Below are 18,607 nucleotides of genomic sequence, written 5' to 3' on the forward strand. Positions count from 1 at the left end.
GCACAATTATACTGTATAAAACGATTAAGGTATAGACGTTTTGTATGGGTTATATCGACGATTTTTAACTATATTTTTTTAAAAGTGAGCTCAAGAATAGCCTTTGTTGTGTTCATAATTTATGATTTTAAAAATGGGTTCCATTTTCATTTTTTTTATAAGAGTCCTTGATTTACGTGATTAATTTTGCAAGAATATAAACATTAAGAGGGAATAATTATGGAAAATACGTTAAACTATTCTTCAATATCAAGGCATTCACTGATTGAGGGGACTGTTGATTGTGATCATATTCTAAATGTGTATGGTAAAGTATATGGGAATATTTTTTCCAAAAAACTTGTGCTGAATAATGCAATTGTCTATGGTGATATCAATGTTGAAGAGAACATAGAAATTATTAACAGTCATGTTTATGGCAGCATTACCGCTAAAACTGTGACTTTTTCAGGTGTTTGTAGTGGCGATATTCATGCATCGCGTTTGGAATTCTTAGAAGATATGTGTTTAGTATATGGAAATATCTTTGTGGATTCTTGGCGTGTTCGACCTGATACAAAGCTGCGATTAAAGGGGAAACTTGCGGTTAGTGGAATTGTGAGACATTTTGCTTGGGATCAAGACGTTTTGTCAAAGGATACATTGGGTCGCGATAAGTCCATTGGAACACGTGTTAAAGAAACCGTTCAAGACATTGCGATCACGATATTAAACGATCGTGAGGAAGTGCAAGATGTTTCAAAACCAATCTTAACTGAAGCTAAAGAAGTAGAAGCGATTGCAGTTGAACCTGTATTGGAAGTGGATATCACAACACTTCAAAAGGAAATCATGCGCGATGTGTCGGCTGCACTGGATCATGCAGATGCACTTGAAGAAAAAGCAGCATCAAACGATCCTGCTTTAAGTGATAAGAAACGGTATAATTTCTTGTCTAATCTTGCGATTGTACTCATTATCTTGATTACAGCGCTCTTATTGTACCTTGTATCACAAGGAATCATTTAGTCTATATTTTCGTTGGTAATGTTGATTTCTGTTTGGGTATAGTTTCCGGCTGTATCATAAATCATTACGGACCCATTCACTGCACCTGGGGGTAAATCAAAGATCAGAGTGTCCTCTGATTCACTCAATTGTGCATTGGATATCGACTCACCAATGGTTAATGAAGAGTTATCGAGTGAAATACTGGATGTTTCTTCTACAAATGTAACATAAAGGTGATTTGCATCAAAACTAATGTTTGAAATATGAGGTGCAACATAATCAAGTGATTGAATTTGGAAATCCTGTGTTTGGATTTCCTTTTTTGCGGACTCAATGATCACTTCATAGGACCCATTTTCGTCAACTTGGACATTCGCAATGGACCCATCTGCATAATTTACAGGATAAATCGCTTGTGAGTCAGTGTTTTTGACATAGATACTGCTTATTTTTGAGGCGTTTTTTATGTCAATGGATACCACAACGGGTTCATTTGTGGGTTCTTCTTTGAATGTGATACTTTTAATTGAAACAGGTGCGAATTGGTCGATTGCATTCAATGAACCAAAGGCAACGGGTGTAATCACCGCTACCGTTGCGATGGTTCGAATTGGAATCTGTGTTTCTTTGAAAAACTCACTAATTCGTTGCCCAAGTGCTGTCGTACTTGTCGCAACATCAGGTATTGTAGACGACGCGACTTCTGTAACTTCTGGTGTTGAGATCTTAAGCGCATTGAACATTTCCATACCCAACTTGACTTGAAGAATTGGAAGAAACGTGTACAATGTATTTGGACTGATTTTCTTAAGCGTCAGTGTTTCTTGTAGATTCTTCTTTACAGTATTAATCCTACTTTTAACCGTACCCTCTGGAATGCGTAATTCATCCGCAATCTCACTGATGGATTGGTTATTGCAAAAGCGCATAATTGCGACTTCTTTTTGACCGTTGGGTAAACTTTTGATTTCCGTGAGGATAATCTTTAGAATTTCTTGTGAATTATAGGCTTCATTGGGTAATGTCTTACTATCTGCGATTTGCTCGGAATCTGTTTCATTGAAAAATGAGACATCAGTTTTCGAGCTGTTTTTTATTTCACGGATGGTACAATTTCGCGTAATGCGATCGAGCCATGTGTAAAATGCTTTTGGGACCTCAAGTTGATTGAGTTTTTCAAAAACGATAATAAATACGTTTTGAGCGATGTCTTTCGCAATCCCTTCGTCTTTAATCATTTCATAAGCTTTATAATACACTCTGTTGTAACATTCATCATAAATGTCATCAAATGCAGAGAGATTACCATTTTGAAACTCAGTGATTGAACGTATGTCTAATGTCATAATCTATGCCCCTTTTTTATGTTTCTTCGAATGAAGAATGTCAGTGCGAATTGCGAATATTAAGAGTGCTGCGGCAACGAGAATCACCAATACTTTCATCGCAATTTGCTGTGTTGTTTGTGAATTTTGAATGTGAATTAAGTCGTTGTTGATGGATTGGTCACTATTTTGACTGGTTGTGTCATATTTCGCGACAAGGACAATCGGTTCTTGAACGCGGTAAGTTTCGACATCAATGGGTGTGTCATCAATGAACCATCCGATAAATGCATAACCTTCATGTGGTGTGACATACGGTCTTGAAGTCAAGAGATGATCTTTTGGATATAAAAACGTTTCATATTCAATAGTTCCATGCTCACCGCAGTCAAACGTCACACTGATGAGTTGATTGGTTAACAGATTTGCATGTGACTCACCAACACTCAAGGATAAACCGCCAATGGTGTAAACTGCGTTAAGGGTTGTATCTTGTGTAAATTGGTAAGTGTTTAGATCAAGGAGTCGGTCTTCATAAGCCCACCCTTTAAATACAACAGACTCATCAATGACATCAACATTTGGGATTTGGGTTAGTGTTTCCCCTGAATACAGTTCGTAGGTAGGCAAACTTGCGAGCTTTCCATGCATTCCGGGATCAAATGTGATGGTAATTAAGTGTCTTTGTGTCCATTGCGCGTACAGTGTTGTATCTTGGATAATGCGTAATTGATCACTTAAACGATATTCTGTGCCACTGCCATCTTTGGCGGTGTTGAAGTGCGTCAAGGTTGAACCTTCAAGCTTCTGTAAGAAGGATTGAAGGGTAATTGTTTGCGCTTTATTAAGATTAAAGGTTGATACGTCAGTCTCAGAATTTGGATGATTCCAATAAATGGTCAGTTTAGCTGTTTGCGCGCTCCATTGTGCATATAACGTGGTCGGTGTGTTCAGTGAAATTTGCGCACCAGGCATATAGGATGTGCCACTGCCATCAGCTCGTGTATTCCAACCCGTGAAGGTTAAGTTCCCATGTGTCATTTGCCCAGGTGGCTTAATGGATACAAGGGCACCACTCACAAATTGATTGGGTTCGATGGGTTGGTTTGACCCCCCATTTGCATCATAGGTTAATGCATATAAATCTTGAGCACTAATCATGATGTTATTGGAGGTTCCAGACCCCAAAGAGTAGCTCAGTATCCCATTATTTACAGACGATTTAACGCGATAGGTTAATAGTACTGTGACCAATCTTCCCGCACTCAGTGGTCCTAAAGAAACGCTTTGTTTATTGGACGAAAGGGACACGCTGGTATCATTTGAACTCGCATTTAATAGCTCAAGTGCGTTATGAGTTGGGATCGTAATGACAGGATTGTTGTCACTTTGTGGGAGTCGAACATCTAATTTTACAGTGAATGAATTCGACGGATTCAAACTCAGGTTTTGAGACCATGTTGCGCCATTATCTGCTGAAGTATACGCATTGAGTGTGGGGTTTTGAGTGGGTGTTTTAATCATCGAAACACTTTGTGTGTTTGTCTTTGACGATGTTGCACCACTAAATCCCCAATAGACATTATCGCCATTAAAAATAGATTGATAATCTGATAGTGAATGGATCTGTTGTCCAAATCCTTCCACAGTATAAATGAGTTGTTTTGTTTGTGCATTCCATCGCACATTCACTGTACGGGTTTTTCCATCCGCTAAAATGTTTGTTGGACTGAATTGAACGTTGTAATGATTGGTTGTTTTCTTTGAAGGAATGGTGATTGCAATGTGACCGGTTTTTGAACTGTTTACCGTGTTATTAACTGAGATATCCGATACACCAAAATCATGGATATCGGTATTGTTGTAGTGGGTGTCAAATTCGAGTGCCAAAGAGTTTTCAATGAAAGTTCCAGTGCTGCTGCATTGATAAACGCCAAGACATTCACCGCCATCACCCGTTGCATTTCTTCCCCGTCGGTCATTGTGTAAGATAAATGCAATCCCTTCACCACCATCTGGTTGATTGCCTAAGTTCACTGCAAAAGATAAATCAAAATCAAAGTTTAAGTTGAGTGTCTCTGAAGCAAAAATGGCACCTGTTTGACTGGCTGTATTGCTTGTAAGCGTAACTGTGTTACCGGCATTAAGACTCCTAAAAAAAGAATAATTGGTTCTTGAGTTACGACCAATATCCGCATGGATTGTGGCACCATTTAAGATCAATAGTGCACAAGATATGCTCAAAATGAGGAGTATTTTTTTTGTTTTACATTCGTAATTTCTCATAATCTGCCTCCAATGTTAATTTAGCATATAAACTTTTCAAAAACAAATCTTCTTTGTTTTTGTGGAAAAATGCTTGATTTTTCTCTCTAGTAAACAAAGAGTCTTAAAAATAATTTTCAAATGTATGAAACAAATGCACTCGTTCACAAAATTAAAAAGATTTATTCTAACTTTACAAACAAATAAAGTGAAAATGACACTATTTTAAAAGCAGATATTTACATGTATTCCCCCTCGATTCTTAATAAAAACACTGGAAATGGTGGTCATAATATGTGAATATCGTAGACTTTTGAAAAAAAACAAAAAAGTCACAAAAAAAATGAACCTTTTGTGTCAAAAGTTGCTCTTATAGTGTGAAGGATCCATTTTCATGGGTGTTTGAAAGGAGAAATTATGGAGAAAAAGAAAAAAGGCAAACGTAATTCGATTGTTTATTCAATACTAAAAAAACTTCAAGTTGTTTTAGTCGTGATGGCAATTGTCGTGACGTCGATGTATGCATCGGCATCGAATGCACTTGCAGCACCGAATTCAAAAGCCGAAGAAGCTCCGCAATATGGGCAGTTATCTGCGGTTAAATTTACACAGATAACCTCAGGATATTTAGGAGGAATGGCACTTGATTCAACGGGTGCTGTATGGTCTTGGGGGTACAATGCTGATGGAAACTCAGGATTTGGTCCAGATGTACCTGCGTATGCAGGAGGAATGAAACGAATTCCTTATTTCGTTGATAACAACATCAATGTAATCCAAATAGACTCAGCGTACCATACAAGTTATGCACTTGATGATCAAGGGAATATGTATGCTTGGGGAAATGGTACACAAGGACAAATTGGGAATGGTGCCAATACAGGAACAAACCCTACACCAACCCGCGTGAACATTAACAAAAAAATTACAAAAATGTACGCTGGTCACGGTGAAATCACAAACTCTGTGCTTGCACTCGACGTGGATGGCGATATTTGGGCATGGGGATATAACCCAGGTGGCAGAATCGGAGTTAGTGGTCCTGCTTATTCAAATACTCCAAAGGTTATACAAGTACCTGGAGGCGTAAAATTTAAGGATATCGCAGTTGGATCAAGTGCATTTTTAGCTATCTCAACAGACGGTGAGCTTTATAGTTGGGGAAATGACACACATGGTGCTTTAGGCCGTGGTACTACCGCCGGAACTGTAACAACTCCAACATTAGTTCCACGTCCAGCAGGCATGGAAAAAGTTAAGCAAATTTCAATATGCTATAGCATGGTTGTGGCACTTGATGAAAAAAATCAAGTGTGGCAATGGGGTGCACTTTATGGTAGAGGTACAGCTACAGGTCATGTTGATAACACATCTACACCAATTCAACTTACAATCAGTGCAGCTGAAATCAGTGATTATGGCTATACTCCGATTCCAACTAAAGTTTTTGCTGGGGAAAGTGTAAGCTACTTTGTTGATCAATACGGTCGTCCATGGGCTTGGGGAGATGGACGGTATTTTGGCTTTGGTCGTGAAGGTGGTTATGAAGATGCAAATAGCCAATTAGTAAAAGAAGCTGAACAATGGCCAAAAGTTATTGGTGATGGGGACACTCAGATTTATGACAGACGTGACAAACTTCCAATGTACTTAAGTGATCCAGCAAACCCTAGTGGGGTATCTCGTAATACGTATGGCGGATATAGTGGTATTAATGCATTACATCCAACAATTTACGATGAAAAATACATGCTGAAAGATCAAAATGGAGAAATCCTTGACATAAACGGGACAATATTAAAATATCAATCGTCAAACGGAAGCGGACGTGTCCGTGGATTCTACTATAAAGTTGATGCTTCAGGTACGATTACCAACGAAGTCGGACTTCCTGCGACAGATCCAGAAGAATCAATCTGGATTGACTTAGCACTTAAGGATATTCCTTCTGTTGTAAGTATCACGACATCACGTTCAAGCTATACATTGCTTGATAAAGATGGAAACATCTATAAGTGGGGAAATGATGGCTCTGGCTCAATTGCTTGGGGTTGGGATTATGATCCAAAATATGATCAAAACGGTAGTTTGGAGCGAGGTCTTTATGACCGTTACTCATATGAAGTTATTTATATGCGTGGCGCACCTACAGTGGACCCAATAGACTTAGAAATAGAAAAACCGACCAGTAAAATTTACTTAACGGGAGCAGCTACTGATAAGGATACAATTGAGATTAAAGCAACGCTACCAGCTAGTTATACAAGCAATTCGATGAATATCATAATCACACCGCAATTAAACTACATGAAATATGTCATTATTCCTTATGATGAGTCAAATCCTGATTTCAATGTAAAGAATATCGATGTTGATACATTTAATGCGTTGTATGCGAAGTCTGCTTATAAGAGCGGAACGCTCGTTGATACACCAATCAAGGCAGACACTGCAGAACAAGTCGTTACAAAAACAGTGGATGTCACTGAAAATTCACGCGTTATCGTAATGATTGAAGATGTCGCATATGGCCGTAAATTGAATACTGTTGCATCATACATCGCTACGAACTTCTATACACCAACCGATATTTTCCAAACAGGACTTGGTGATAAAGAAGATGGTACTTTTGAGGTGCTTTATGCAAAAACACAAGATCAAGTTGATAAAGCGGATACTCCGTACGACAACGTTGATTTAGTAGGGATTCCACTTGATGCAAAAGGTCAAGTTATTAATAATCCAACATTTGGGTATGATGGTGTAAAGATTACTGCAATCAAACCACTACCAAATAATGAAGATATTTACTGGAATCTAAAAGCAACAGAAGTGAATCCATTAGATATCATCTTAAATGATGTGAAATACATGAACAATCGCGAATATATTCATGAGTTCTTCTACGAACGGAATATGGATAATTGGGCTTACATCACCTATGAAGGTGTTGATGTTGATACCAATCAACCAGTTCCTGGATTCAAAATGGATGTGGATAATCCAGAGCTTGTGAAGAAATACATCGAGATTGCTCGTACAGCACCAACAATCACAGATTATGAGATGGTTGGTTACTATATCAACGATGGTACGACACTGTATGACTTAGATTCAAGTAATCAAGCTGTCTTTACACCTGATAAAGATACGAAGATTACCTTCGTTTATGGACAGCCAAAATTCAGCGGAAACAAAGCTGTAAGTGATGCAAATGGTGATGGTTTCGCTTCACCAGGCGAAACATTAACCTATGTATTAACGGCTAAAAATGACAGCAATTTCAATGCGAAAAATGTGGTTATTCAAGATGAATTCAAAGAACTACTCAATCACATTAATGACCCACGTGGAAACGCACTTGTTATGGATGTCGATGGCGTTAAGACAAATCTAACGGTTGAAAACCTTATGAATGGTATCACAACAGATATCAAAGCAAATGGGACAGTAACCTTCACATTCTCAGTAACGGTTAAATCTACACTGGATACGAATGCAGTGGATAAACTTGAAAATACCGCAACGATTAAAGATACACCAATTACGGTTGATATTCCTACGGGTGTTGCAATCTTAAGTGGTTTAAAAGAGGTTACGGATACAGATGGTGATAAGATTGCCTCACCAGGTGAAGCAATTGAATACAAGATTTCTGTTTCAAATAACGGAACTGCAACTGCAAGTGATGTCTTAATCCAAGATACACTCGCAAGCGTATTAGGATATGTAGATGCACCATATGCAAACCAAGTAGTCATTGACGACAATGGCAGTAAAACATATGCAACGGTCCAAGACTTAATCAATGGACTTTATGTAGATGTTAAAGCAGGACAAACAGTGACTGTTACCTTTAAAGTTACCCTACTTTCTACATTGGATGTTAAAGCAGTAACGTCAATTGATAACAGTGTAAAAATTAATGACGTGCCTTACGATGCAAGTATTCCAACTGGAAAAGCAAACTTAGTATCAAGTAAGACAGTTACCGATGCGGATCTTGATGGATTTGCATCACCAGGCGAAGTGCTATCATACTTAATTAAAATAACAAATGATGGTTCTGTAGCTGCTACAAATGTCGAAGTTAAAGATACACTTGATACACTCATTTCACAAATTAAGAGTACAAATGTGACCGTAAGTATCAAGGTTGGAAACTCAGTTACTGTGACACCACTGTCTGAGCTACAAAAAGGATTCAACATCGATATTCCAGCAAATACAACTGCGGAAATTTCATTCAATGTTACCTTAATTGATACACTTGATGTTGATAATGTGAAATTTGTTGAGAATAAAGCGACAATCAATGGTCAACCTGTTGAAGAAAAAATTCCAACGGGTAAATCAAATCTTATCATTGATAAAGTTGTGAAAGATGCAAACAACGATGGTTTCGCATCACCAAATGAAAAACTCAACTATACAATCACTGTTCAAAACAGCGGTGATGTTGCAGCGAAAAATGTACAAATCACAGATAAACTCGCAGGGGTTGAACCCTATATTAAAAATGCTTCATCGGTAATTGTACGTGTTTCCAATGGGCTTACGACGCAAGACACTTCGTTAAGTGATCTTCAAGCAGGATTAACCTTGAATATCGCAGCGAAAGAGACAGTTACAATCGAATTCACGGTTGAACTCATTTCTAATCTTGATGTTAAAAATGTGACTGCAATTGAAAATGTTGTGACAGTTGATGGAACAGACAAGAAAGTTGTGATTCCAACAGGTGGAGAAGATGTCGTTGCATCGAAATCCGTAGTTGATAGTGATGGAGATGGCTTTGCTTCACCAGGCGAAAGAATCTATTACAGAATTGAAATTGTAAACAACGGGTCTGTAAAAGCCACTGATATTGTTATAAACGATTTACTAAGCGAAATCAAAAACTATGTCGTTGCTCCAGAATCTGAAGCTCTTTTGATTGAGGTCAACGGTTCTCAATCAAATGCAAATGTTCAAGCACTTATGAATGGTATGTCTGTTGATATTGAACCGAATGGAATGGTCGTATTGACCTTTGGACTTACCGTTAAGCCAGACCTTGATGTAAAAAATGTACCGGTTCTAAAAAACGTTGCATTTATTAACAATAAAGATGTTGATACAACAATTCCTACAGGGGATAGTAGTATTACAGATCTTAAAAAAGAAGTAAAAGATGCGAATGGTGATGGTTTTGCTCAACCAGGTGAAGAACTTTCTTACACAATTTCTGCGAAGAATACAGGTAAAGTTGAGAAGAAGGATCTGATAATCCAAGATGAGCTAACAGAAGTATTAAAATATGTTGAGGATACCTCAAATGTAAGTGTAACCTTGACAAATGGAACATCTGTTACAACACATAGCATTCAAGATCTTGTTAACGGTCTCAAAATGTCACTGGGCGCTGGGAATAGTGCAACGGTAACCTTCACCGTTAAGGTCAAAAGTAATCTTGATGTGAGCTCAGTTAGCAAGATTGAAAACATCGCAACAATCGACGGAACACAAGTTCCAGAAGAAATTCCAACAGGTAATAAAAACCTATCAAATTCAAATAAAGCTGTAAGTGATGCAAATGGTAACGGTTATGCTGAACCAAATGAAGAACTTACATATGTAATTACCGTTGTCAATGATGGTGATGTTGCAGCGAAAGGAATTGTTGTACAAGATGAACTTACGGAAGTCTTACAACATGTGAATGATCCAAAAGCTTCAACTGTAACAATCGTTAATAATGGTGTGCCATCCGATAAGACAGTCCAAGATCTTATAAATGGAATCACATTGGATGTAGATGCACATTCAACTGCAACCCTGACATTCAAAGTTACCGTTAAGGGTGACCTCGATGTGAGTCAAGTAAATATGATTCGAAACATCGCAGTGATTGATGGAACACCAACTCCAATAGAAATTCCAACAGGAGACAAAGATCTATCGACATCAACGAAGACTGTTCAAGACTCTGATGGCGATGGACTTGCAGCTCCACAAGAGGATCTACACTATACCTTGAGTGTAAACAATACAGGGAATGTAGAGGCGAAGGACGTTCTTGTTAAGGATGAACTTACGAATGTATTGAAATATGTTAACAACCCTCGTGGTTCAAACATTACAATCACAGCAAATGGTGTGTCTTCAACGGCTACCGTTCAAGATCTCATCAATGGCATCACCTTAGATGTTGCTGCAAATTCAACAACAACCATTGAATTCACGGTCACAGTGGATCAAAACCTTGATGTTGCAAATGTTCCTGTAATTGAAAATACAGCCGAAATTGGCAACATGGTTGTGAACGCTTCAATTAATACCGGTAAGAGCGATTTAGCACTTACAAAAGATGCAGTGGATGCAAACAATGATGGGTTTGTATCGCCAAGTGAAGATCTAACCTATACAATCACTGCAGTTAATAATGGTGATGTTGATGCGAAAGATGTCTTTGTAAAAGATACACTCTTCAACTTACTACCAAACATCAAAGATATTTCAATGATTGAAGTTGAACTTAACAATGGTGGTCAAATTACCAACATTCCACTACAAAACTTAGTGGATGGATTCAACATTGACATTAAAGCGAAAGAAACCCTTGTTCTAACATTTACAGTTACTGCAATTGACACATTAGATGTGAATGCAGTGCCTTACTTTGAAAACAAGGTAACATTCGATAACCAAGATGCAACCAAGACAATCCCAACAGGTGATTCAAGCTTGACTGCGTTTAATAAGGATGTTAAAGATGCAAACAATGATGGATTTGCTTCACCAGGTGAAACATTAACCTATACAATTAGTGTTAACAATTCAGGTGCGGTAACGAAGAAAGATGTCATCATTCTAGACGAACTCACTGAAGTGTTACAACATGTTATGGATACTTCATCAACAACCGTAACACTCACCAATGGAACAAGTGTTTCAACACATACAATTACTGAACTCGTGAATGGTATTAAATTTGACTTACAAGCAGGTGATACTGCAACCGTAACATTCAGTGTTAGCGTGAAATCAGACCTTGATGTAGATCTAGTAGATATGATTCGAAACATAGCAGTGATTGATGGAACATCAACTCCAAAAGAAATTCCAACAGGAGACAAAAATCTCTCAACATCAACGAAATCTGTAACAGACGAAAATGGTGATGGTATTGCTGCTGCTTCTGAAGAACTCACCTATACACTTACCGCAATTAATACCGGTAAAGTTAAAGCGAAAGACATTGTAATACAAGATGAGCTCAAAGACGTATTAAAACACGTTGACGATCCACGCGGATCCATCGTAGAAATCGATAACAATGGCACGAAGTCACAAGCTACAGTACAAGACTTGATGAATGGTATCGTCTTTGATCTTGATGTTGGTGCGACAGCTACCTTCACATTCAAGGTGAAAGTAATTGCGACTTTGGATACTGGAAATGTTAAAGCAATCGCAAATACCGCAACCATTGATAAAGTTCCAGTGGATACAACCATCCCAACAGGGGCTGAATATATCGTTGCAACAAAACAAGTTGTTGATGCAAGCGGTGATGGCATTGCGTCTCCATCTGAAGTACTTACGTATACAATCTCTGTAATGAATCAGGGAACTACGCCATCAACTGAAAAGATCATCGATGAATTAGTGGATGTCTTGAAATATGTTGAAGACCCACGAAATCAAACAGTAACAATCAAGGAAAACGGTGTAATTACCGGTCAAACTACAGTTCAAAACCTAATCGATGGGTTTAACCTCACGATTGACCCAGGTGACCGTTATGATTATTCATTTGATGTAACGGTAAGAAGTGATCTTGATGTTAATAACGTATCTATGATTTCTAATACCGTATTTGTGTCAGGGGTACCTACAACTGCATCAATTCCAACGGGTGATGTTGACCTTTCAACATCAGACAAAGTGGTAAGTGATGCAAATGGTAATGGATATGCTGAAGCAAACGAAACACTTACCTATAAGATCATCGCTAAGAATACGGGTAAAGTGGATGCAAAAGGTATCGTTATCCAAGATGAACTGAAGGACGTATTGAATCATGTGAATGATCCAAAAGCAACGCCTATTCTAGTGGGTGTTAATAATATTGTGATGCCATCAGCGTATACAGTCCAAGATCTGATCAATGGTATCACACTTGATGTTGATGCAGGATCAACTGTTGAACTTTACTTTGATGTAACAGTTATATCAACCTTGGATGTTTCTTTAGTTGACAAAATTAAAAATACAGCAACAATCGGTAAAGAAGACGTGACTGTAATCATTCCAACTGCTGAAGGAAACCTTACAGATCTAGACAAGAAAGTTGTTGATGAAAACCAAAATGGCTATGCAGAAAAAGGTGAAACACTTACCTATACAATTACTGCGAAAAACTCAGGAATCGTAACTGCGAAAGATGTCATGATTAAAGACGAACTCACTGATGTGTTGCAACATGTAGAGGATACAAGTAATGTCACTGTAACACTTACAAACGGATCCGTTGTCACAACGCATTCGATTAGTGACCTCGTAAATGGCATCATCTTCGATATAAATCCAAACGATACTGCGACAATTACTTTCACAGTTAAAGTTAAAGCAGATCTCGATGTTTCATTAGTAACAAAAATTGTGAACATCGCGACAATCAATAACGTACCAACTCCTTCAGAAATTCCAACAGGTGATGGTACACTCACAGATATCGATAAGACGGTTAAGGATGCAAATGGTAATGGCTTTGCTGAACCAGGCGAAGATTTAACCTATGAAATGAAAGTGACCAATTCAGGAGCGGTAACAGCAAATGACTTGGAAATCAAAGATGAGCTATTGGATGTACTCAACCATATTGAAGATCCAAGCAATGTATCTGTAGTATTGACAAATGATACACATACATCAACCCATACAATTCAAGAACTGATTGCAGGAATTCACTTCAATCTTGACGCAGGTAAAACAGCAACTGTAACATTTACAGTACGTGTTAAATCAACACTCGATGTATCACTTGTTGACAATATTTTGAATACTGCAACAATTGGTGGCGTTGATGTCGATGAGAAGATTCCAACGGGTGATAAAGACCTTACAACATCAACCAAATCCGTAGACGATGCAAATCATGATGGAATTGCTTCACCAAATGAAGTTCTTACCTATACAATCACTGCTATCAATAGTGGAAAAGTTGAAGCGAAAGGCATCGTAATCCAAGATGAACTCATTGAAGTACTTAAACATGTTAACGATCCACGCGCATCAATCGTAGAAATCGATAACAATGGTACGAAGACTCAAGCAACCGTTCAAGACTTAATCAATGGTATTACCATCGATCTTGCAGCAGGCGCTAACGCAACCTTTACATTCAAAGTAACCGTACTTGGAACACTAAATGTAGGTCTCGTGAAAGAAATTGCGAATAAAGCAACCGTTGATGGCGTTGAAGTTATTAAGACAATCCCAACCGGTGATACTGATCTCTTGATTGGTAAAACTGTTGTTGATGAAAACACAAACAGATTTGCAGAACCAGGAGAAAAACTTACATATACCATCTTTGCAACAAACAATGGTAAAGTGGAAGCGAAGAACTTCACGATTAAAGATGAACTTGCAGGCGTTTTAGGACATATTCAAAATCCAAATAATGTCTCTGTAACATTAACCGTTGGATCAACTACCTCAATTCATACACTTGCTGAACTCATGAATGGATTGACATTTGATTTAGGTGCAAATGAAAGTGCATCCGTCGTATTTACCGTAACGTTGTTAGATACATTGGATGTAGAACAAGTACAATTTATCCTTAACACTGCAACAATTGGTGGCACCGATGTCGAAGAGAAGATCCCAACCGGTGATAAAGACCTATCAACTTCATTCAAATCAGTGAGTGATGCAAATGGTAACAATACAGCTGAACCAGGTGAAGAACTTACCTACACAATCACTGCAATTAATATCGGAAAAGTTGAAGCGAAAGGCATCGTAATCCAAGATAAACTCAGCGAAGTACTTAAACATGTTAACGATCCACGCGCATCAATCGTAGAAATCGATAACAATGGAACGAAAACACAAGCAACCGTGCAAGACTTAATCAATGGTATCACCATCGATCTTGCAGCAGGTGCAACTGCTACCTTCACATTCAAAGTAACCGTACTTGGAACCCTTGATGTAGATTTCGTGAAAGAAATTGCGAATAAAGCGACAATTGGTGGCGAGGATGTCGAAGAGAAGATCCCAACCGGTGATAAAGACCTATCAACTTCATTCAAATCAGTGAGTGATGCAAATGGTAACAATACAGCTGAACCAGGTGAAGAACTTACCTATACAATTCATGCTGTTAATACCGGAAAAGTTGAAGCCAAAGGCATCGTAATCCAAGATAAACTCAGCGAAGTACTTAAACATGTTAACGATCCACGCGCATCAATCGTAGAAATCGATAACAATGGTACGAAGACACAAGCAACCGTGCAAGACTTAATCAATGGTATTACCATCGATCTTGCAGCAGGCGCAACTGCTACCTTTACATTCAAGGTAACCGTACTTGGAACCCTTGATGTAGATTTCGTGAAAGAAATTGCGAATAAAGCGACAATTGGTGGCGAGGATGTCGAAGAGAAGATCCCAACCGGTGATAAAGACCTATCAACTTCATTCAAATCAGTGAGTGATGCAAATGGTAACAATCAAGCTGAACCAGGTGAAGAACTTACCTATACAATTCATGCAATTAATACCGGAAAAGTTGAAGCCAAAGGCATCGTAATCCAAGATAAACTCAGCGAAGTACTTAAACATGTTAACGATCCACGCGCATCAATCGTAGAAATCGATAACAATGGTACGAAGATACAAGCAACCGTGCAAGACTTAATCAATGGTATCACCATCGATCTTGCAGCAGGCGCAACTGCTACCTTCACATTCAAAGTAACCGTACTTGGAACCCTTGATGTAGATTTCGTGAAAGAAATTGCGAATAAAGCGACAATTGGTGGCGAGGATGTCGAAGAGAAGATTCCAACCGGTGATAAAGACCTATCAACTTCATTCAAATCAGTGAGTGATGCGAATGGTAACAATCAAGCTGAACCAGGTGAAGAACTTACCTATACAATTCATGCAATTAATACCGGAAAAGTTGAAGCGAAAGGCATTGTAATCCAAGATAAACTCATTGAAGTACTCAAACATGTTAACGATCCACGCGCATCAATCGTAGAAATCGATAACAATGGTACGAAGACACAAGCAACTGTTCAGGACTTAATCAATGGTATTACCATCGATCTTGCAGCAGGTGCAACTGCTACCTTCACATTCAAAGTAACCGTACTTGGAACCCTTGATGTAGATTTCGTAAAAGAAATTGCGAATAAAGCAACAATTGGTGGCACCGATGTTGATGAGAAGATCCCAACCGGTGATAAAGACCTATCAACTTCATTCAAATCAGTGAGTGATGCAAATGGTAACAATCAAGCAGAACCAGGTGAAGAACTTACCTATACAATTCATGCAATTAATACCGGAAAAGTTGAAGCGAAAGGCATTGTAATCCAAGATAAACTCAGCGAAGTACTTAAACATGTTAACGATCCACGCGCATCAGTCGTAGAAATCGATAACAATGGTACGAAGACACAAGCAACTGTTCAAGACTTAATCAATGGTATCACCATCGATCTTGCAGCAGGCGCAACTGCTACCTTTACATTCAAGGTAACCGTACTTGGAACCCTTGATGTAGATTTCGTGAAAGAAATTGCGAATCAAGCAACAATTGGTGGCATTGATGTCGATGAGAAAATCCCAACTGGTAATACAGACCTTTCAACATCATACAAATCAGTATCTGATGCAAATGGTAACAATAAAGCAGAACCAGGTGAAGAACTTACCTATACAATTCATGCAATTAATACCGGAAAAGTTGAAGCGAAAGGCATTGTAATCCAAGATAAACTCATTGAAGTACTCAAACATGTTAACGATCCACGCGCATCAATCGTAGAAATCGATAACAATGGTACGAAGACACAAGCAACTGTTCAAGACTTAATCAATGGTATTACCATCGATCTTGCAGCAGGCGCAACTGCAACCTTCACATTCAAAGTAACTGTCATTGATACACTTAATGTAAATACAGTGAAAGAAATTGCGAATAAAGCAACAATTGGTGGCATTGATGTTGATGAGAAGATTCCAACTGGTAATAAAGATCTTTCAACATCATACAAATCAGTGAGTGATGCAAATGGTGATGGTCTGGTTCAACCAGGTGAAGAACTTACCTATACCATCCATGCAATCAATACTGGAAACGTTACTGCTAAAGGTGTATTGGTACAAGATGAACTCATCGACGTATTGAAACACGTTGATGATCCACGTAACAATACATTAACACTCGATAACAATGGAACAATTTCTGTTCTCAAAGTTCAAGACTTGATGAATGGCGTAACGCTTGATATTGCTCAAGGCGGATATGCAACATTGACCTTTAAGGTTAAAGTTCTTAGCACCCTTGATGTGAAATCAGTGTCTGAAGTTGCGAATACCGCAACCATTGATGGAGACGATCACAAGATCATTATCCCAACAGGCGATGCAATCTTAGACTCAAGTAAGAGTGTTCAAGATGATAACCGTGATGGTTATGCATCACCAGGTGAGAAGATTACTTACCAATTGACTTCAAAGAACACTGGAACTGCGAAAGCAATCGGTGTTGAATTCAAGGATCAAATGGAAGACTTGTTGAAATATACATCAGTCAAACCAACAGATCAAGTAACCGTAACAAATGGTGGCGTGGTAACATTCATCACAATTCAAGACTTGATTAACGGAATTAACGTTGACATTAATGAAAATGAGACTGTAACACTTGTGTTTGAAACACAAATCCTCAGTGATCTTGATGTCGATGCCGTGACGAAGGTTGTAAATAAAGCGACAATTGGTAGTGAAGAGAAGATTGTGGAAATCCCAACAACCTCAAACACTGTAACTTCATACAAAGAAGTGAAAGATGCAAGCGGAGATGGCTATGCATCACCAGGCGAAGCACTCAATTACAAACTATCGATTAAGAATAACGGTAAAACCTCAATGAGTGATGTATTTGTACAAGATAAGATGGAAACACTTCTTAGCTACATCAAACCAGTCTCAGGTGATACAGTAACCATCAACAATAACGGAACCCTAAGTTCAGTATCAATCGATCAACTGATCAAAGGACTCTATGTGGATATTGCACCAGAAGCATTGGTTGAAATCACATTCACTGTGGTTATCATCGAAAATCTAAATACAACAGATGTTAAAGAAATATCGAATGTTGCGACACTTGGTGGCAAAACAGTCACTGAGAAGATCCCAACCGCAGATCCAAATCTAAACACATCGAAGAAAGTATCCGATGCAAACGGAAATAACGTTGCAGATAAAGGTGAAGTACTCTCCTATACAATCTCTGCAACAAACACAAGTAGTGTCGATGCTTATGGCGTACTCTTCTATGATTCACTTGTGGATGTATTACCATATGTAAACAACCCAAGTGATAATAAAGTAACCATTAACAATGCTGGCACAATCACTGAAAAGAAAGTCAGTGATCTACAACAAGGATTCTCAGTCGATCTCAAATCGAATGAAACCGTAAATGTTAGCTTTGAAGTAACAGTTAAGGAAGATATCAATGCGAAAGCAGGCGAAGTCATCCGAAATACAGCTACTGTTGGTAAATACGCGCCTACAATCGAAATACCATTGTTCCGCTCACCTGACCTACCAAAAACAGGTCTTAAGGAACATGTCATGATGCTCGAGAAATCTCTTGTAATCATCGGAACTGCATTACTCGCAATATCGATTATCGTGAAACGGAAAGAAGAACTAGAATAAGTAATTGAAGAGGTGTGATCTCAATAATTTGAGATCCCCTCTTGTCTTATTAGAGGTGAAGA

Annotated in this window: 4 protein-coding genes; 2 read left to right on the forward strand and 2 right to left on the reverse strand. The window is 38.4% G+C overall.

Annotated elements, in window-relative coordinates:
• The first annotated feature begins 219 nt into the window (after window positions 1–219).
• The gene (locus AOC36_RS02095; protein WP_067630741.1) at window positions 220–1,008 is read left to right on the forward strand and encodes a bactofilin family protein; all 789 of its coding nucleotides are present in this window, start codon (window positions 220–222) and stop codon (window positions 1,006–1,008) included.
• On the opposite strand, the gene AOC36_RS02100 is transcribed toward AOC36_RS02095, so the two are convergent.
• Window positions 1,005–2,336 (reverse strand): RNA polymerase sigma factor, encoded by a 1,332-nt coding sequence (locus AOC36_RS02100; protein WP_067630743.1) that lies wholly within the window; start codon window positions 2,334–2,336, stop codon window positions 1,005–1,007. The genes AOC36_RS02095 and AOC36_RS02100 overlap by 4 nt on opposite strands.
• A 3-nt stretch (window positions 2,337–2,339) precedes the next feature.
• Window positions 2,340–4,601, reverse strand: coding sequence for a lectin-like domain-containing protein (locus tag AOC36_RS02105; protein WP_067630746.1), 2,262 nt, complete (start codon window positions 4,599–4,601; stop codon window positions 2,340–2,342).
• A gap of 396 nt (window positions 4,602–4,997) precedes the next feature.
• Between AOC36_RS02105 and AOC36_RS12055 the strand changes: the two genes are divergently transcribed.
• Window positions 4,998–18,545: a DUF7927 domain-containing protein gene (locus tag AOC36_RS12055; RefSeq protein ID WP_067630748.1), complete on the forward strand. Its 13,548-nt coding sequence runs from the start codon at window positions 4,998–5,000 to the stop codon at window positions 18,543–18,545.
• Window positions 18,546–18,607: the final 62 nt, after the last annotated feature.

This window comes from Erysipelothrix larvae (genome assembly GCF_001545095.1).
GTDB lineage: Bacteria > Bacillota_I > Bacilli_A > Erysipelotrichales > Erysipelotrichaceae > Erysipelothrix > Erysipelothrix larvae.